Raw genomic sequence first — 17,302 nt, forward strand, 5'->3', positions numbered from 1 at the left:
TTCAGGGGTTATTCAGTTTCAGGCAAGGATAATCAGCACCATTGCGCGGAGGATACTCACAATGTTCACCACTTCATGGACCGCTGCCAGTTTTGTTGTGCTCAACCTTGCGCTGTTAGGTTTTGTGACAGCTGTCTATTGCTACCGGGAAGCGAAAGGCGCCAAAGGTATTGCGGAACAGTGATCGCTGAGCCTCCAGCGTCAGCCATTTCCCACTGTTTTTCCTGCAACCTTCACGTCCGGACTTCCAGGCAGTTTTATCAAGAAATTTGATACCAGGGAGTTCACCGTGTCCACCACCAATACCAAAGCCCTGGGCTATACCACGATGCTGATATCAGCGACGCTGATGGGCTGCGTGGGACTCTTTGCCCGCCATATCAATACCTCCGGCGATGTGATTGCCTTTACCCGTTTCACCGTCGGCGCCATCGGCACCCTCGCCATTATTCTGGCCAGCGGAAAACTCATTTATCTCCGGGGTACACGACTTTCACCCGCGATTATCTGCGGCGGTGTCTCGCTGGGCCTCTGCCTGGCCGCGTATGTGTCGTCGACTCAACATACAACACTGGCCAATGCTGTTTTCCTCATCTATACCGGCCCGCTGTTTTCCAGCATTCTGGCCGCCATTTTCCTGAAAGAGAAAGTCGACAAGATCACCGGCTGTCTGCTGTTCCTGGTCTTCATCGGAACGCTGATGATCCTCGGTTTGATCAACTACGACGCCGCTACCGGCTTTACCATGAGCCTCAGTTTCAAGGCGGAGAACATGCTGGGTGATATGCTCGGGCTTGTCTCCGGTTTCGGTTATGGCCTCTATCTGTTCCTCAGCCGTTACCGCACAGACGTCTCCTCAGAAATCCGCTCTTTCTATAACTTCCTGTTTGGCGGACTGGGAATTGCCATTTACCTGATCCTCAACCCACCCTCGCTGGCAATGATGGATGGCAGCTCCTGGCTCTGGCTGATCGCCATGGCGTTCTTCACCGGCTTTGCCGCCCTGGGGCTGCTGGCCGTAGCCGCCCGCCACCTGAAAGCTGCCGAACTGGCTTGTGTTGCTTACTTTGAATGTGCGGTTGGCGCCGGTATCGGCATCCTGGTCTTCGGTGAAACCATGACCGCCTTCCAGGCCTTTGGTGGCGCCATGATCATTATTGGCGGTGTCGGCCAGGTGGTGGCCAGCACCGTGGTCGATCACTTCAGCAAACTCCGACAGCCAACCCCGGTTCCAGAAACAGTTCGACACACGCACTAACCGCTTTACAGGTTAACTGTTTCACGGCGCAGCACAGGGAGGTGCAGCGCCCTCCAAGAGAGAGGGTTCACTGATGACCTCGAACTGGATTAACTGGGTAGTATTAGGTATTTCCGTTTTTGTACTGGTGGCTCTAGGACTGATTTCCAGCCGCCGGGTCTGCAACAGCAAGGGAGAAGGTGGGTTTCTGTTGGCCGGGCGCAGTCTGGGGCCGGTCGTCGGCGCCGCCAGTATTGTCGCTACCGGTTACAGCGGCTGGGGCTTTATGGGCTCCCCCGGTGTCGCCTACAAATACGGCACCATCGAGATTCTGGGCAATTTTCTCTATGCCCCCGCCATGTGCCTTGCTGTCCTGTTCTTCGCCTCCTTCCTTTACCGTCGCGCCCTGAAGATGGGCAGCCTGACCATCCCTGAGTACATTGCCCGCAGCCACGCAGGCTCACCGGCCCTGACACGCTTTATCCACGGTTTTGCTGCACTGGCAACGGCACTGTTGCTGCTGATATTTCTGGTAGGCCAACTCCGGGCGATGGGCATGCTGGGTGCCAGCTGGCTCGGGATTTCCATGAACCATGCCATTGTGCTGATGATCGGGATCATCATCCTCTACACAACATTAGGGGGTATGGCAGCTGTAGCCTGGACGGATACCCTAATGGTGGCAGGCATGACCGCGGCGGCTGTATTTATCGCACACCGGATTTTCAGTGATGTCTCACCAACAGAATTACTAACACAACTGGAAGCCATTGAGCCGACACTGGTAGACCCGGAAACGGCGGCGCCTTACGGTGACTCGCGATTCCAGGTCTTCATGATTTTCCCCTACGCTTTCCTGTTCAGCGCCATTCTTCCCTATATGTCCATACGTTTTCTGGCGTTCCGGAAGGATGTAAAAATCCATCAGGTTGCACTGATCATGGCGCCGATCGCCTGCCTGCTCAGCCTGGTGCCCATCGTGGGGCTGTATGTGCGGATTCGCCATCCGGAACTGGGTAACGCCGATAACGCCATGCCCTACTTCCTGGCGAATTTTGTCTCGCCGGTGGCATCCGGCCTGATCACCCTGTTCATCATTTTTGCTATGAAATCCACGGCCAGTTCGGTGCTGCAGGTGTCCTCCTCCGCCCTTTCCCATGATCTGCGTGTCGCCCTTTGCCCGAACCGCCATCTCTCTCAAAAGCATGCCTTGCGGTTTAACCGCTTAATCCTGGCCTGTCTGGGCGGGGTCACACTGCTGATGACCCTCTATGCACCGCCAGTCATGCTGTCGCTGTTTGCGATTACCGCCACCGGCACACTGATGGCCACCCTGATCGGCCCAGTATTGATCAGCAGTTTCCTGCCCGGCAACGCTGCCGGCGCACTAGCCAGTATGGTCACCGGTTTCAGCCTGTCTGGCGGTCTGTTGCTGTTTACCAATACTGGCTGGGTGGAGGCGCCACTGGTTGGCTGCCTGGTGTCCAGCATTATCTATGTGGTGGTCAGCCGTTTGAACAGAATGGAAACCCTGTTGGTTGGAAAACCCCAGTTACTGACCCTGGCGGAATCCGGGTCTCACTGAAGTCGAGGAGCCGTTATCAGTCAATGCTGATAACACTTTTAACCCCGCTCTTGCGGGGTTTTTTTTCATCTATATCAATTTCACAACCCTTACGTTTGGCGAGTTCATGAAATATGTTCCCAAGAAACTTTCTCAACCGTCCGTAGATCACTTTCTGGCGCCTCTTCGGAATAAAAACCACATGATACTTACAATCCCAGCGAGTATGGGTCAGACTCTTGTAGTCTGGCATAGGTTAAATCTCTTGATTCCTGGCGGAACCTCGAGATTAGCTACTAACGCCTCGGTAAAACCTATGCGAGTCTCCCCGGCATAGCCGAGAGTTTACCTAGTGATTAATTATGCATAATTTCTTATTTTATTGGTTGCTTGTATTTCCAAAATAGATTTAAAGAATCATCTACCATTCAGCATTGTTTATTGTATTGACTTTCATGCCAAAAGAGTAACATGCCACAAGCGACACTTGATAAAACTATAAACAATATCGATAATGATGGTAGAGTAACCCATAGTTTTCCAACTATCCAATTTGTAAAGGCTCCAACAACACCTGCAACAAAATAAAAAAAACCATAAAAAAGCCCTTTATTTTTTTCATTAGATAGCTCTGATATCAGTGCCATAGCACATGGAAAACAAATTAAATTCCCCAAAATCATAATAAATGTTGTAAGTATTGCCATCCATAGCGATGCATTTTTACTTAGAAGAAGCAAAAAAGGCAAACCCATTAAAATAAGACCAATTCCAAGACTCTGATGACGTTTAAGATATCTTAGGCAAAGGGATGTAACCTTCATCTGCAAAAATAACGTAGTTAATGCCGACAAAGAAAAAACACTAAAAATAGCAAACTCGCCAAGCTGATATATAGATAAATAAAGAGGGATCACCAAATATAATTGATTAAAAACAATATAATAACCTGACATCAAAACAGTAAAAAACAAAAATCGCTTATTCTTGAAAACCAACGAAAAATCAAGACATTTAATGCAATTAATTCTCTTACAATATTTTCTTGGAAAAAATAGGATTTGAACAATAATAAGTATCAAAAAAATACAGGCGGCTACGATACATAGCAATGTGAAATCTATTAATATAAGAATATACCCTAATAAAGGACCTACAAGCATACCTAGGCCTTCAGCAAGAGAATGGCAAGCAAAACACCAATCATGCTGTCTCCCTTCAACTGTTATTTGAGAAACACAGGCATAAAATGCAGGTGTGAAAAAAGCAGCTGCTATACCACTCAAAAAAGCTGAAGCAATAAGCCAAGCCTCATTACTTGCAAAACCAAAGAGAAAAAAACCGATAACTCTAAGACAGCACCCATTAATAATTGTGGATCGATAATCATAACAATCTGCTAATATTCCACCCAGTAGAAAACACCCCTGTTGACTCAAATTTCTTACCCCAAGAACAACTCCTGCAAATGCAGCACTATACCCTAATGAGTTAGTTATATGATGACTAAGATATGGAATAACCATATAGAATGAAAGATTAAATCCAAAATTTATAAAGAGAAGAATAAAAAACAAAGAACAGTGACGCTTTTTCATTATCAAACAACTCAATCAAACCAAAAAATTAGAGCTGACTATTTCTTGATGCAATGATGATAGAATTTATTATATGATTAAAAGGATTTATCTCTAGAGATTTATTTATAAATCGGAGCTTATCTAAATTTACTTCAGGATAAAGTAATCGGCGCAAATCATATGAAGATCGAAACAATAACAATGTGTCTTGAGAACTATTTTCACTAACATTACATGCAATATTTAATTTTTCTTTTTTATTAATGCCATTTAAAGCTGCAAATATTATAACATCATAATTATCATAAGATTTATAAAACTCAGAATCAGAACAAATAATATTATCAACTCTTACATCCAGTTTTGAAAGTATTACTTCAGCATAAGAACAAGCTTCTTCAGATTTATCAAGAAGAGTACACGACAAGTTATAGAAAGATGAATATATAATCACACTTAAGGGCAGTGGACCAGCTCCAAGAAAAAGAATCTTCTCAGGTTTACTACCTAAAGAGGCTACCATAGCATGATATTCTAATCGGCATAGACTGTAATAATTTTCACTGTATGGAAATTTTTTTAAAAATTCTTTTGGGCAAGAAGAAAGCGCTATTTTTTCTGACCAATGAAGTTCAAGTAAATATTCTCCTTCTGCACATAACTTATGCAAGTCAAATATAATTGACTTAATATCACTATCATTAAGTATATTTTCAACAAGACTAGAGGAGTAGTTTTTTGTAACCAAAAAACAAAGCTCCTGAAATAATGTATTCACTTTCTGACATGGTTTAAGAGAATCTAGAAGAGATATTTTACGATATAAATTAATAATATTATCTTTCAACATAGTAAACTAGCTCAATTTCCGGTTATATTTCAAACAGGCTAATATCACATTCTCGAGATGAACTCTCCGATGACTTTGTCATATCGCTCCTTGAACGGGAGAAATAGATGATCTTTAGATTCAACCGCTCATTCCGTGTAGGTAGCGTCAGATGGTTTCTTTCAATACCCTGGGTAAACTCCTTACTGATTACTTTCTGATAGTTAGGCTCCCCAAGCATGGAACACAGTACTGGCTCCCTTTATTACCGACAAATGACCATTACTCGCCCATCTGACAGATCAACCGCCGTTCCTCCCCCTCCAAAGGTTGCTATTTCACATTCGGCGGCACCAGTTTTTTAGATGGCTAATGATAATAGTTGGACTGATTCCGAGTACCCGGTCCATATCCCTGACTCCCAAGCCATTCATCGCCATATCCTTTATACGTTCGTGAGTACCCGCTTTGTTAGCGTTATAGACGAAATCAAGCTGAAAGCTGCATTTACAGAGATAACGTTGCAGCCCAGAGTCTGCTTTACCGTTTTTCACGACACCATCCATACTTTCACAGTGCGGGCATACAACATCAATGACACCCATAATCCAAAATGCGCAGCATAACCATTACAAAGGACTGTTATATATACGTAATCAATAGATCTGATTCACAACCAAATTTCCAAAAGAAAATAACACCGTACAGCTTTAACAACCATCCTGTAAAAATCACGCTATAAAAAAGCCTACATCAATATAAAGTAGCTTTTTCTTAGTTATAAACATTAAGCATAACGCTAAATGTTAACGATTATCATTATCGATAAAGACTAGCAGATACCTCTGCTTTGGCAAATGACTATACATACTTTAAGCAAAAAACATCTAGAAGTTCTGATAGCTAAATGTTTCTCCATATACCCTTCTAACAGCCTACCTAAACCTGCAGTTATCCCCTCTGGCAAGGCTCCTAACATTAAACAAAATCTATCAACCCTATAATTTTAATTAATTTTAAACATCTAAGAGCTGGCCTTATATTTATCACAACGAAACGTTACTCACGAACGAACAAACCAAGGAACATGACCATGACTCAATCTCTGATCAACACCAAAATCAAGCCTTTCAAAGCCACTGCATTCCACAAAGGCGATTTCGTCGAAGTCACTGAACAAGATCTGATGGGCAAGTGGTCCATTGTCTTCTTCTACCCGGCTGACTTCACTTTTGTCTGCCCCACCGAGCTGGGCGACATGGCAGATCACTACGAGCAGCTGCAGGCCATGGGCGTTGAAGTGTACTCCGTGTCCACCGACACTCACTTCACCCACAAGGCATGGCACGACGCATCTGACACCATTAACAAGATCCGCTTCCCGATGATCGGCGATCCGACTGGCGTCATCAGCCGCAACTTCGGTGTGATGATCGAGGAAGAAGGTCTGGCCCTGCGCGGCAGCTTCCTGATCAACCCGGAAGGTGAGATCAAGGTCACTGAAGTCCACGATCTGGGCATCGGCCGCTCCGCCAAGGACATGGTCCGTAAGACTCAAGCAGCCCAGTACATCGCTGAGCACGACGGCGAAGTCTGCCCGGCAGCATGGCAACCCGGTGAAGACACCTTGGCGCCTTCTCTGGACCTGGTCGGCAAGATCTAAGTAAGAAAGCAGGAATCACTGGCTGTCGTCCTCTCCATCAGCGACAGTCGTGAGCCGCCCCGCCCCTGGCGGGGCGTTTTCTGAACGCTTTTGTTTGCAGTATTTCATAAAGGACGGAAGCAGCCATGCTGGACGCCAAGATCAAATCGCAGTTACAAAGTTATCTGCAAAACCTGAAAACCCCGGTAGAACTCGTGGCGTCGGTTGATGACAGCGCAAAATCCGGGGAACTGAGCCAACTGGTTCAGGAAATTGCCACGATGTCTCCACTAGTCACTGCGACTGAAAGCCGTGACAACAACGAACGCAAACCGTCCATGCTGGTTCGCTCCAAGGCCACCGGCACTGAAATCCGGTTTGCCGGCCTGCCCATGGGCCACGAATTCACCTCATTGGTACTGGCGCTGCTGCACAGCGGCGGTCATCCATTGAAACTGGATGAGGCGATGATCGAACAGGTCAAGGGCCTGTCCGGTGAATACCATTTCGAGACCTATGTCTCCCTGAGCTGCCAGAACTGCCCGGATGTGGTCCAGGCACTGAACATGATGGCAGCGATTAATCCCAAGATTACCAACGTCATGATCGACGGCGCCCTGTTCCAGGAAGAGGTCGACAGCCGCAAGATCATGGCCGTGCCCTCGGTTTACCTGAATGGTGAACTGTTTGCACAGGGTCGTATTGCCCTGGCGGAAATCCTGAACAAGGTGGACACCAAAGCCGCCGAACGTCAGGCGGAAGCCATCAGTGAGAAAGATCCCTTTGATGTACTCGTTGTCGGTGGTGGCCCTGCGGGTGCTTCTGCGGCAATTTATGCGGCCCGTAAAGGTATTCGCACCGGTATTGTGGCGGATCGCTTTGGCGGACAGGTCATGGATACTATGGCCATCGAGAACTTTATCTCCGTAAAAGCGACGGAAGGTCCGAAACTGGTTTCCGGCCTGGAAGAACACGTTCGCGATTACGATGTGGATATCATGAGCAGCCAGCGCGCCAGCAAGATCATTGGTGCAGAATCCGTTGGCGGCTTGATTGAAGTGGAACTGGAAAGCGGCGCCAAACTCAAGAGCCGTTCCCTGATCCTGGCTACCGGCGCCCGCTGGCGGGAAATGAATGTGCCGGGTGAGCAGGAATACCGTGGTCGTGGTGTTGCCTACTGCCCGCATTGTGATGGTCCACTGTTCAAAGGCAAGAAAGTCGCGGTGATCGGTGGCGGTAACTCCGGTATTGAAGCGGCAATCGACCTGGCTGGTATTGTTGAACACGTTACTGTGCTGGAATTCGCCGACACCCTACGCGCTGACGCAGTACTGCAGGATAAGGCACGCTCCATGGGCAATATCGACATCATCAAGGAAGCCCAGACCACTGAGGTTATCGGCAACGGCGAACAGGTAACTGGTCTGCGTTACACCGATCGCAAGACGGGTGAAAACAAAGAACTGGAGTTAGCCGGTATCTTTGTCCAGATCGGTCTAGTGCCTAACACCGAGTTCCTGAAAGGGGCTGTGGAGATGACACCTCTCGGTGAGATTATCACCGGCGCTCAAGGTGATACCTCCCTACCCGGCGTGTTTGCAGCAGGTGATGCGACTACCGTGCCTTACAAGCAGATCATCATTGCCATGGGCTGTGGTGCGACTGCAGCACTGGGTGCGTTTGATTACCTGATCAGAACACCTGATCTAGAAAACAAGGCATCATAAATAAAAAATACAGCCTGATTTCATAATCGGGCTGTATTTTTATTAATAATCTTATGAGCTATGAGCTCATGCTTGGACTTAATGGTGTAATGAAAACTTTTTCGATCTCGTAGCTTAATTCATTCAATACAACATCAAATAAATATCCGGATTTATCTAATGGTACAAAGAAAACCCCCAAATTTGGATCAAAAAATGTCAACATTTCAGATTCAACCTTAATCCCTAAAACATGGCCTTTATCATCTGCACCTATAATATGAACGAATGCTCTATCCGTTGTCCTCATATTTTTTACAAGTGTATCTATAGTTTGAGATATTTGAAATTCACCCTTTGAGTCCTTCAATAATTGAATTATATAGTGACTACTTCCTCTATTCAGAGTATTATCCTTATCCTTTAATTTAACTTCATCCTCTTTAATAACTGCAATCTTAACCCCTTCTATTTTTAACTCCCCTTCTACTGTATTTTTTAGTCCCAAATCCTCAAATGTATCCAATATAGTGAAAATAAATGCTTTACCAGCATGTTGTTGTTGATACTGAATTCCTCGATCAAAAAATTCAGTATTAAAATCATTACCCTTACCATCAAGCCATGCAGCAACCAAACCTCTACAAACAGAAGGCTTAATCCCTTGCTCTAAGGCTGCATCTTTTCTATATAAATAATTTAATGAAACCTGACTATAAGAAGGCCCTGTATTGCCACCTAGCTTTTTACATTCATCACTAAGCTTAGTTGTTCCACAAGCCGCACCTAGCTCTTCAAAATGTTCATTATATAGTCCCGAACGTGCTTCTCTTATAACGAATGTAACAAACCCTATTGGCATAAAAACAAGTGTTCGCTTAACCCATGATTCGATACCTAATGCTCTACAAAAACATCCTGTTGCAACACAGGCACCCAACAAATAAATAGGATCAGTTTTAAACAACGTAAACTTACTCAAGAAACCACGTTTTTTTTCATATTTACTAGGATCAAAAGATAAACTTCTTGCAAAGCTTTTATCAGGAGCTACAGACTCTCTCATAAGCACATCCTCTAACTTTTAAAAAAATTAGGGTAAACTTTATAAACATAAAAAATCACTAACATATTTTGTTATGAAAAAAGTAAATTAATACTATGAAAATTAAATTTCAATATTCCCTGCACTTTCTAGTCATTTTTATAAACTCAATATTTAATCATAAATCAGATCCGTTGATTACGTATATAATAATCCCCAGTAATGGTTATGCTGCGGATTTTGGATTACATCCTCATTAACGTTGTATGCACACACAATGAAAACATTGATGGAGTTGTTAAAAACGGTAAAGTGGAATCCGGCTTGCAACGTTATCTCTGCCGACACGAAAAATGCAAATTTCAACCAAAGTCATCGCCTAATTCTTCTCTAGAATAGGGTATTTGAAACATGACCAAAAAATGAATAACGGAACCTGTATACATTCTCTTTAGACAAGCTTTCGGTGTTGTGTGAATGGTAGATGCTGCCACTGTTAGAAGTATCTACCTGTCCCAACTCCCCACTCTTAACTTAAACAGGTTTATGGCTGATATTGTCCAGAGGTAATAAACTGTCCAAACGTCTCACACCAGATAATGACGGTGTTGTACTGGTTAGGGTCTATAGTTGGTGATAGTGGAATAATAAAATTATTAAACGTTTTGACATCGCCAATACGAACCATGTCTGCTTTGTGCTGGTTAAAAGCATCTTCCGTTTCTACATAAACCGGTGACAGATACAGCTTATAGTCAGGCCCAGGCGCCAGTTCTCCTGAAAAGCTGATTGAATCCTTATTGATACTGAACTGCCCCTCACCCCAGTGGAGCTTGTCGCTGTCTTTCCTATCCTTCGAAAACTGTCCCTGAAAACGCGTAGTTTTTTTACTGTCCTCAATGACGGCTACCGAAGGTGCTTCAGGTGCTATCAGGATAGGAAGAAGGTAAATGCCTGCAGCAAAACCCACAGTAAGACAAACACTATGAGAGAGTGTCAGTAACACTAGACGGGGGAGACGACTTTTCCGGTGACTCATGCTAAGACCTACACTAGGTTCATTATTGTAATATCGCTTATTTTAGAGCAGAAAACTTATAAGAGCATTTCAACATTCCATAAAGTCATAAACGGTTGCTAGCTGTATGTTTATTGGATGAAGTTCGTCAGGAACATACCTGACGGAAACCTTACCAAAGTCTTGGGATCTCGTGATAGCAGTTCTTCCTGGTGTAGTTTCAAACAGTTGGAAAAATGACACCTCTGTGATTATGGCATGGTGTGAATCAAGTACTGGAGACTGAAAACTGAAAATATTTTTTGGGGCCTGACGTTATACTCAGATCGTTCCCCATATGGCAGTGATATAAAAAAACACCTGAAATGCAGTGAGGAAATATCCTAGGATTATCAGTGTTATCGCGATACCCTTTTCGCGCTTGGTATCCATTTTCTTCCACCCCCATATACAGCTGCCTATCCCCAGAATAAGGGGCAGAACGCCAGCGAGCGCAATAAACGTCACTAATCCGGGGATAAACTGAGGGAAGATTATGGTGACACTCAAAGCCTGGTAAGCCAGTAACACCAAAAACGCAGGAAACAGCTTTCGTAATTTACGAAACACAATGCATCCAGCAATCAAACTATAGAGGATCGCAAAACCACCAAAAAAGAAGAAGGTGTAGAGGGATATAAACAGAATGCCAAGCGCTTTTTCCATTCTTGGCTAAGTCCTTTTTCATCCTTTTCAATGCGTAACCTTTCTTTCCTGAAAGGCTACTGATCAGGCGTTACTTGATATGTTCCAGCACGCCGTCCAGCTCATCCAGACTGTTGTAGCTGATCACCAGCTTACCCTTACCTTTGGCGGAGTGCTGAATGGCAACACGGGCACCGATACGCTGAGAAAGGTCTTCTTCGAGCGTTTTGATGTTGGGATCAACGCGTTTGATCTCAAATGCCGGAGATTCTTTCTGCTGCTGAAGGCGGCGAACGAGCGCTTCGGTCTGGCGGACAGAGAGGCTTTTCGCAACGACCGTCCGGGCGGCTTCCAGCTGGTCATTGCCCGTCAGGCCAAGCAACGCTTTGGCATGGCCCATCTCGATATCACCGTATTCCAGCATTTTCATGACATCCGTCTGGAGTGTCATCAGGCGTAACAGGTTGGTTACCGTCACCCGGGATTTACCCACAGCATCCGCCACTTCCTGCTGGGTAAGCTCAAACTCTTCTTTCAGGCGAGACAGTGCCAACGCTTCTTCGATAGGGTTCAGGTCTTCCCGCTGGATGTTCTCAATGAGCGCCATGGCAATGGCGGACTCATCGGAAACCTCACGGATAACGGCAGGAATACGATCCAGCCCGGCCAGCTGGGTAGCACGCCAGCGGCGTTCACCGGCAATGATCTCATAGCGGTTTTCGTCCACAGGGCGCACCACAATTGGCTGCATGACACCCTGGGCCTTGATGGAATTGGACAGTTCTTCAAGCGCTTCCGGACTCATGTCCCGACGGGGCTGATACTTGCCTCGCTGGATGAATTCCACCGGAATTTCACGCAGCATCTTGTCACGAACCGACTTAACTTCCGCAGATACCGGCTGTTCCGTCGTCTCCGGCTGCTGCAGCTCCCGGATCTCAGCCGCTACCTGAGCGCTCTGTAGCAGAGCACCCAGTCCTTTTCCCAAACCGCGTTTTTTCATTGCCATAGTCAAAGCTCTGCGGATACGGTCTGCCGGGGCTCGACAGCCGGTTGATTGGCCTCCTGCCGGCGAATCAACTCACCAGCCAGGGCAAGGTAAGCGATGGCGCCACGGGAATTCTTGTCGTACTTGAGCACGGGTAGTCCATAACTGGGCGCTTCCGCCAGCCGGACATTCCGGGGAATCACACTGCGGTAAACCTTCTCACCAAAATGCCCGATCAGCTGTTTGGACACCTCGGAGGTCAAACTGTTCCGCGGATCGTACATGGTCCGCAGAATGCCTTCGATGTGTAGCTTAGGGTTCATGGTCCGGGAAATACCGGAAATGGTTTCCAGCAGGGCCGTCAGACCTTCCAGGGCATAGTACTCACACTGCATGGGGATGATCACGCCGTCCGCCGCCACCATGGCGTTGACGGTCAGCATGTTCAGGGAAGGTGGGCAGTCGATCAGGATAAAATCGTATTCGCTGCGGACAGAGTCCAGCACGTTCTGCAGGCGGCGTTCCTTTTCCGGCACGTCCAGCAGCTCAACTTCAGCGGCGGTCAGGTCGGCATTGGCCGGCAGGATGGTGAAACCGGCGTCATCCGTTTCCTGGATCGCTTCGCCAATCTTACAATTGCCCACCAGAACATCGTAGATGGAATATTCCAGCTGGTGCTTGTCGATCCCGCTGCCCATGGTGGCGTTGCCCTGGGGATCGGTGTCCACCATCAGCACACGCCGACGGGTCGCCGCCAGCGATGCCGCCAGGTTGACACATGTGGTGGTCTTACCGACCCCACCTTTCTGATTGGTTACCGCAAGTATTTTGCTCACATTAAGAACCTGAACGTATAGAGCCGGAAAAAGTCTGTCCGTATCAGTTCCCGGAAAACCCTAGTATGACAAGATGACGCTCTCCATCACAACCGGGAACTGAGAGTTGGATGGATTTAACCAGCTGGACATCCGGTCTGACGGCCTGCAACTGCGCCAGTTCTTCGTCCGGATGAATGCCTTTCATCGCCAGCCAGCGACCGCCTTCGGCCAGCAGATGGCTGGTACCTGTCACCATATCCTCCAGCGAACTGAATGCGCGGGAGGTAATTTCATTAAAGCCGGTCTCTATCTGCCACTCTTCAACCCGTCGATTTTCGACCGTAACATTCTTCAGACCAAGGGCTGTTTTTGCCTGGGTCATGAAGCGGGTTTTCTTGCCATTGCAGTCCAGTACGCTGAACTGGCGCTCCGGGAACATAATGGCCAGTGGAATACCCGGCAAACCGGGGCCAGAACCAACATCCAGCAAACGCTCACCGCTGACGTGCGGCACCAACGTGAGACTATCAAGAATATGGCGGCTGACCATGGCGTTTTTGTCACGAATTGCAGTGAGGTTGTAGACCTGGTTCCACTTCGCCATCATCTCAACATACGTCGTCAGCTGGCCTAACTGCTGATCGGTGACTTTCAGCCCCATCGCATCGACGCCAACCGCGAGTAAACCCTCAATACCGTGCACTGTTACAACCCGTCTGCAAATTGATCAATTTTATGGCAAAGCCCTGGTTCCGGCTATAGGGGGTGCTACTCCATAAACGACAGAGTTCAAACATGGAGTCATTTTGATCATCAGACCATTGTGCAATTTTCTTAAATTGGTCTTATATGAAAAAGTAGGTGGTTAATAAATAGACTGAAAAACACGGGTATTTTCTAGTATTAAAAGTCAACTGACCAGTATTATTGGTTTCGAAAACTTCCTTTGAAACACTTATAGATCAATATTTAATCAAATCGCTTTTCGATAACACCTTTGATTGATAACCTTTAACTTAAACGACAAATATAGTTTATATTTTTCCTTACATTTATCTTTTCAAATCAAATTTTTTACGACCTGTTTAGAGGGATAAACAATCTCAGAAAAATTAATATTTTTAGTGAAAACCACTAAATATTCGGTGTTTTTGCAGATAATTCAAGGGCATTTAAGGCAGGATTCGTTTTATATTTTTATTGTAGTGATTGGCACTCACAGGTCTTTTGAAGAAGCAAAACAATAAAAAAGGGTGCAAATGCACCCTTTTTCTCATTAAGACAGCTGATTACGCCCGCTGTCTCTCATTGATGATCGACCGTTTTTTCAGGTAGATCAGCAACAGCGAGATCGCTGCAGGCGTGACCCCCTGGATACGACAGGCCTGCCCCAGTGTTTCCGGACGAATATCCTTCAGCTTGATCCGCACTTCGTTAGACAGACCTGAAATTACGTCATAATCGAAACCTTCCGGCAAACGGGTTTCTTCATGCCGGCGCAGACGATCGATTTCCTCGGTCTGGCGTTCGATATAGCCTTGATATTTTGTCTGGATCTCTACCTGCTCAGCGACCTGATGGTTTTCCACAGGCTCGCCATTCAGGGATGCCACATCGTCGTAAACCAGCTCAGGTCTTCTCAGCAGTTCCAGCAGGCTGTATTCACGCCCCACTGGTTTTTCCAGTTTCGCATTCACCTGTTCCGCTGCTGCGGTATTCGGATGGATGTAGGTTGTGGTCAAACGCGCCGTTTCTTTTGCAATCCCTTCCTGTTTTTCACAGAAAGTCTCCCAACGACGGTCATCCACCAAGCCAAGCTCACGGCCTTTTTCGGTCAGACGAAGGTCAGCGTTGTCTTCCCGCAGAATCAGACGGTACTCAGCACGGCTGGTGAACATGCGATAGGGTTCGGTGGTGCCGTTAGTGATCAGATCATCCACCATAACGCCGATATAAGCCTCGTCACGACGCGGACACCATGCATCCCTGCCCTGGGCCTTCAGTGCGGCGTTAAGGCCTGCCAGCAGCCCCTGAGCGCCTGCTTCTTCGTAACCGGTGGTGCCGTTGATCTGTCCGGCGAAGAACAAGCCATCGATATATTTGGTTTCCAACGAGCTGGTCAGATCACGGGGATCAAAGAAATCGTATTCGATCGCGTAACCCGGACGGCTGATATGTGCGTTTTCCATACCGTGGATAGAACGCACCAGTGCCAACTGCACATCAAACGGAAGACTTGTGGATATCCCGTTGGGATACAGCTCGTGTGTCGTCAGCCCTTCCGGCTCAATGAACACCTGATGGGAGTTTTTATCCGCAAAACGCTGGATTTTATCCTCAATCGACGGGCAGTAACGGGGACCAATCCCTTCAATCACACCGGTATACATCGGTGAACGATCCAGGCCACCACGGATGATGTCGTGGGTACGTTCATTGGTATGTGTGATGTAGCAACTGATCTGTTCAGGGTGATCCTCAACAGAGCCCATAAACGACATCACCGGCACCGGGGTATCACCCGGCTGCACCTGCATCACAGAGAAATCCACAGAACGCGCATCAATTCGTGGCGGCGTTCCGGTTTTCAGGCGTTCTACACGAAATGGCAGTTCACGCAGACGTTTGGCCAGACCAATCGAAGGCGGATCACCGGCACGACCACCGGAATAGTTTTCCAGTCCGATGTGGATAACTCCACCCAGAAAGGTGCCGGCGGTTAACACGACGGTATCAGAATAAAAATGTAGTCCCATCTGGGTGACGACACCGACCGCCTTATCCTGCTCAACAATCAGGTCTTCCACAGCCTGCTGGAACAGCCAGAGATTCTCCTGGTTTTCCAGGGTTTCCCGAATCGCGGCTTTATAAAGGATACGGTCAGCCTGCGCGCGGGTTGCACGGACGGCGGGGCCTTTACGGGAATTCAATACGCGGAACTGAATACCACCACGGTCGGTCGCCATGGCCATTGCGCCACCGAGGGCGTCAATTTCCTTCACCAGATGGCTTTTACCAATACCACCAATGGCCGGGTTACAGGACATCTGTCCCAGCGTTTCAATATTGTGGGTAACCAACAGGGTTTTTACACCCATGCGTGCGGCTGCCAGGGCCGCTTCTGTGCCGGCATGTCCGCCGCCAATAACAATTACGCCAAACCGTGCAGGAAATTCCACGCAGTTCGTCCCTCCTTAAAAAGGGTCTGATCAGTTCAAAGTCAGACAGCAAACCGTTGTTGGTTGTTTCAATTCCGTTTCGTCGGCCTGTGTTGCCGAGGTGTCTGGCTGCCTGAAGAAATCGCGCAAGTATACCGTCGGTTGATCAAAAAAAAACCGGTGTTTTCCTTTACTTAGGCGGTAACAGCCGTCATTACAGAAATAATAAATAATCAGTACTCAATTTAATCTCTTTCTTGTTAATGCTGTTATGTATAGTGTGGATAATTTCAGTGGAAAAGATAAAAATACCAATAATTATCAACAAGATAGCCGCTTAATAAGTCTGTTAACTTGAAGTAGGAAAGCTAAGGTTATGATGGGTTTAGGCTGTGTATAAGTGGCAAGTTACACACAGATGAATTTAAATCCAGAATTAATCCATAGATTATCCGAGTACTTTTCTGCCTACTTTTCAACAGGTTAGATAACAGGAAAATTGTGTGTTCTGACAGGTTCAGGAAGGATCAGGGGTGAGTTGCTACCTTGAAAATCCAGTAGCGGCAGAGAAGGAAACTGATGGCTGGCCAGCTGACCACAATCAGGAAAATACAGATCGCCGGGGGAAACGCCGTCCACTCAGTCAATATCAGCATGCCAATCGCGTTGTAGACAAAACCACATACCGCCAGCAACAGATAACGTGTAAAACGTTGCTGACCAGAGAAAAAGGTCACTCCCCGCCTATGACCAAACGTCCAGAATGAATTCCCCAGGTAAGACACCAGTGCACCAAACACAAACGCGCCAAGATTACCGACAATGGGCGATAGCAGCAGAATCTCTATGGCATACAACGCCGCCAGAAAATGCGTAGCGGCAGACAGGAGTCCCACAATCCCGTAACGAAAGACTTCCCGCCCTAAAATGATCAGTGACACCCACGGCTCCCTGCGTTGTCTGAAGTGGCTGTTCTATGGATCTTTCACTAGCATGAATCGATATAACTCGTTTTTTCAAGGGCTGACCGTGA

The 17,302-nt window shown here is 46.9% G+C and carries 17 protein-coding genes and 1 pseudogene; 5 read left to right on the top strand and 13 right to left on the bottom strand.

Features of this window, described 5'->3' with window-relative positions:
- Nucleotides 1-61: 61 nt before the first annotated feature.
- The 3 genes from KHS78_RS22535 to KHS78_RS20225 all read left to right on the top strand — a co-directional run bounded on the left by KHS78_RS22535 (nt 62) and on the right by KHS78_RS20225 (nt 2,822).
- Nucleotides 62-184 (top strand): hypothetical protein, encoded by a 123-nt coding sequence (locus KHS78_RS22535; RefSeq protein WP_281417124.1) that lies wholly within the window; start codon nt 62-64, stop codon nt 182-184.
- A gap of 105 nt (nt 185-289) precedes the next feature.
- Complete coding sequence (locus KHS78_RS20220) at nt 290-1,258, top strand: DMT family transporter (protein WP_211830688.1); 969 nt, start codon at nt 290-292, stop codon at nt 1,256-1,258.
- A gap of 73 nt (nt 1,259-1,331) precedes the next feature.
- Nucleotides 1,332-2,822, top strand: coding sequence for a sodium:solute symporter family protein (locus KHS78_RS20225; RefSeq protein WP_211830690.1), 1,491 nt, complete (start codon nt 1,332-1,334; stop codon nt 2,820-2,822).
- A gap of 76 nt (nt 2,823-2,898) precedes the next feature.
- Here KHS78_RS20225 and KHS78_RS20230 read toward each other — a convergent pair.
- The 5 genes and pseudogenes from KHS78_RS20230 to KHS78_RS22720 all read right to left on the bottom strand — a co-directional run.
- Nucleotides 2,899-3,054: pseudogene (locus tag KHS78_RS20230) on the bottom strand (transposase); the annotation flags it as partial.
- A gap of 175 nt (nt 3,055-3,229) precedes the next feature.
- Nucleotides 3,230-4,399, bottom strand: coding sequence for an MFS transporter (locus KHS78_RS20235; RefSeq protein WP_211830692.1), 1,170 nt, complete (start codon nt 4,397-4,399; stop codon nt 3,230-3,232).
- 28 nt (nt 4,400-4,427) lie between these two features.
- Nucleotides 4,428-5,231: a nicotianamine synthase family protein gene (locus KHS78_RS20240; RefSeq protein WP_211830694.1), complete on the bottom strand. Its 804-nt coding sequence runs from the start codon at nt 5,229-5,231 to the stop codon at nt 4,428-4,430.
- Nucleotides 5,232-5,253: 22 nt separating this feature from the next.
- Complete coding sequence (locus tag KHS78_RS22715; protein ID WP_211830696.1) at nt 5,254-5,451, bottom strand: IS1 family transposase; 198 nt, start codon at nt 5,449-5,451, stop codon at nt 5,254-5,256.
- Nucleotides 5,452-5,548: 97 nt separating this feature from the next.
- Nucleotides 5,549-5,815 carry an IS1 family transposase gene (locus KHS78_RS22720; RefSeq protein WP_211830753.1) on the bottom strand — a complete coding sequence of 89 codons (267 nt, stop codon included), beginning with the start codon at nt 5,813-5,815 and terminating at the stop codon, nt 5,549-5,551.
- A 488-nt stretch (nt 5,816-6,303) separates the two neighbouring features.
- Between KHS78_RS22720 and ahpC the strand changes: the two genes are divergently transcribed.
- Together ahpC and ahpF are read left to right on the top strand one after the other, a co-directional pair.
- Complete coding sequence (gene ahpC, locus KHS78_RS20255) at nt 6,304-6,873, top strand: alkyl hydroperoxide reductase subunit C (protein ID WP_211830698.1); 570 nt, start codon at nt 6,304-6,306, stop codon at nt 6,871-6,873.
- A 125-nt stretch (nt 6,874-6,998) separates the two neighbouring features.
- The gene (ahpF, locus tag KHS78_RS20260; protein ID WP_211830700.1) at nt 6,999-8,579 is read left to right on the top strand and encodes an alkyl hydroperoxide reductase subunit F; all 1,581 of its coding nucleotides are present in this window, start codon (nt 6,999-7,001) and stop codon (nt 8,577-8,579) included.
- A 58-nt stretch (nt 8,580-8,637) separates the two neighbouring features.
- On the opposite strand, the gene KHS78_RS20265 is transcribed toward ahpF, so the two are convergent.
- The 8 genes from KHS78_RS20265 to KHS78_RS20300 form a co-directional block, all read right to left on the bottom strand.
- The gene (locus KHS78_RS20265) at nt 8,638-9,624 is read right to left on the bottom strand and encodes a YopT-type cysteine protease domain-containing protein (protein ID WP_211830702.1); all 987 of its coding nucleotides are present in this window, start codon (nt 9,622-9,624) and stop codon (nt 8,638-8,640) included.
- Nucleotides 9,625-10,147: 523 nt separating this feature from the next.
- Nucleotides 10,148-10,642: a DM13 domain-containing protein gene (locus tag KHS78_RS20270; RefSeq protein WP_211830704.1), complete on the bottom strand. Its 495-nt coding sequence runs from the start codon at nt 10,640-10,642 to the stop codon at nt 10,148-10,150.
- Nucleotides 10,643-10,942: 300 nt separating this feature from the next.
- Nucleotides 10,943-11,326, bottom strand: coding sequence for a hypothetical protein (locus tag KHS78_RS20275; protein ID WP_211830706.1), 384 nt, complete (start codon nt 11,324-11,326; stop codon nt 10,943-10,945).
- A gap of 70 nt (nt 11,327-11,396) precedes the next feature.
- Complete coding sequence (locus KHS78_RS20280; RefSeq protein ID WP_343216948.1) at nt 11,397-12,314, bottom strand: ParB/RepB/Spo0J family partition protein; 918 nt, start codon at nt 12,312-12,314, stop codon at nt 11,397-11,399.
- Nucleotides 12,315-12,316: 2 nt separating this feature from the next.
- Nucleotides 12,317-13,129, bottom strand: coding sequence for a ParA family protein (locus tag KHS78_RS20285; protein ID WP_211830707.1), 813 nt, complete (start codon nt 13,127-13,129; stop codon nt 12,317-12,319).
- A 43-nt stretch (nt 13,130-13,172) separates the two neighbouring features.
- Complete coding sequence (gene rsmG, locus KHS78_RS20290) at nt 13,173-13,814, bottom strand: 16S rRNA (guanine(527)-N(7))-methyltransferase RsmG (protein WP_343216949.1); 642 nt, start codon at nt 13,812-13,814, stop codon at nt 13,173-13,175.
- 586 nt (nt 13,815-14,400) lie between these two features.
- Entirely contained in the window at nt 14,401-16,290 is a 1,890-nt protein-coding gene (gene mnmG, locus KHS78_RS20295; protein ID WP_211830709.1) for a tRNA uridine-5-carboxymethylaminomethyl(34) synthesis enzyme MnmG, read from the bottom strand.
- Between the two features lie 506 nt (nt 16,291-16,796).
- Nucleotides 16,797-17,210, bottom strand: coding sequence for a GtrA family protein (locus tag KHS78_RS20300; RefSeq protein ID WP_211830711.1), 414 nt, complete (start codon nt 17,208-17,210; stop codon nt 16,797-16,799).
- Between the last annotated feature and the right edge of the window lie 92 nt (nt 17,211-17,302).

This window comes from Kistimonas asteriae (assembly GCF_018263925.1).
GTDB lineage: Bacteria > Pseudomonadota > Gammaproteobacteria > Pseudomonadales > Endozoicomonadaceae > Kistimonas > Kistimonas asteriae.

What these genes read in the sequence shown, in the direction of transcription:
- KHS78_RS22535 (WP_281417124.1), top strand. Translation starts at nt 62, where the DNA reads ATGTTCACCACTTCATGGACCGCTGCCAGTTTTGTTGTGCTCAACCTT.
- KHS78_RS20225 (WP_211830690.1), top strand. Translation starts at nt 1,332, where the DNA reads ATGACCTCGAACTGGATTAACTGGGTAGTATTAGGTATTTCCGTTTTT.
- KHS78_RS20235 (WP_211830692.1), bottom strand. Translation starts at nt 4,399, where the DNA reads ATGAAAAAGCGTCACTGTTCTTTGTTTTTTATTCTTCTCTTTATAAAT.
- KHS78_RS20240 (WP_211830694.1), bottom strand. Translation starts at nt 5,231, where the DNA reads ATGTTGAAAGATAATATTATTAATTTATATCGTAAAATATCTCTTCTA.
- KHS78_RS22715 (WP_211830696.1), bottom strand. Translation starts at nt 5,451, where the DNA reads ATGCTTGGGGAGCCTAACTATCAGAAAGTAATCAGTAAGGAGTTTACC.
- KHS78_RS22720 (WP_211830753.1), bottom strand. Translation starts at nt 5,815, where the DNA reads ATGGGTGTCATTGATGTTGTATGCCCGCACTGTGAAAGTATGGATGGT.
- ahpC (WP_211830698.1), top strand. Translation starts at nt 6,304, where the DNA reads ATGACTCAATCTCTGATCAACACCAAAATCAAGCCTTTCAAAGCCACT.
- ahpF (WP_211830700.1), top strand. Translation starts at nt 6,999, where the DNA reads ATGCTGGACGCCAAGATCAAATCGCAGTTACAAAGTTATCTGCAAAAC.
- KHS78_RS20265 (WP_211830702.1), bottom strand. Translation starts at nt 9,624, where the DNA reads ATGAGAGAGTCTGTAGCTCCTGATAAAAGCTTTGCAAGAAGTTTATCT.
- KHS78_RS20270 (WP_211830704.1), bottom strand. Translation starts at nt 10,642, where the DNA reads ATGAGTCACCGGAAAAGTCGTCTCCCCCGTCTAGTGTTACTGACACTC.
- KHS78_RS20275 (WP_211830706.1), bottom strand. Translation starts at nt 11,326, where the DNA reads ATGGAAAAAGCGCTTGGCATTCTGTTTATATCCCTCTACACCTTCTTC.
- KHS78_RS20280 (WP_343216948.1), bottom strand. Translation starts at nt 12,314, where the DNA reads ATGGCAATGAAAAAACGCGGTTTGGGAAAAGGACTGGGTGCTCTGCTA.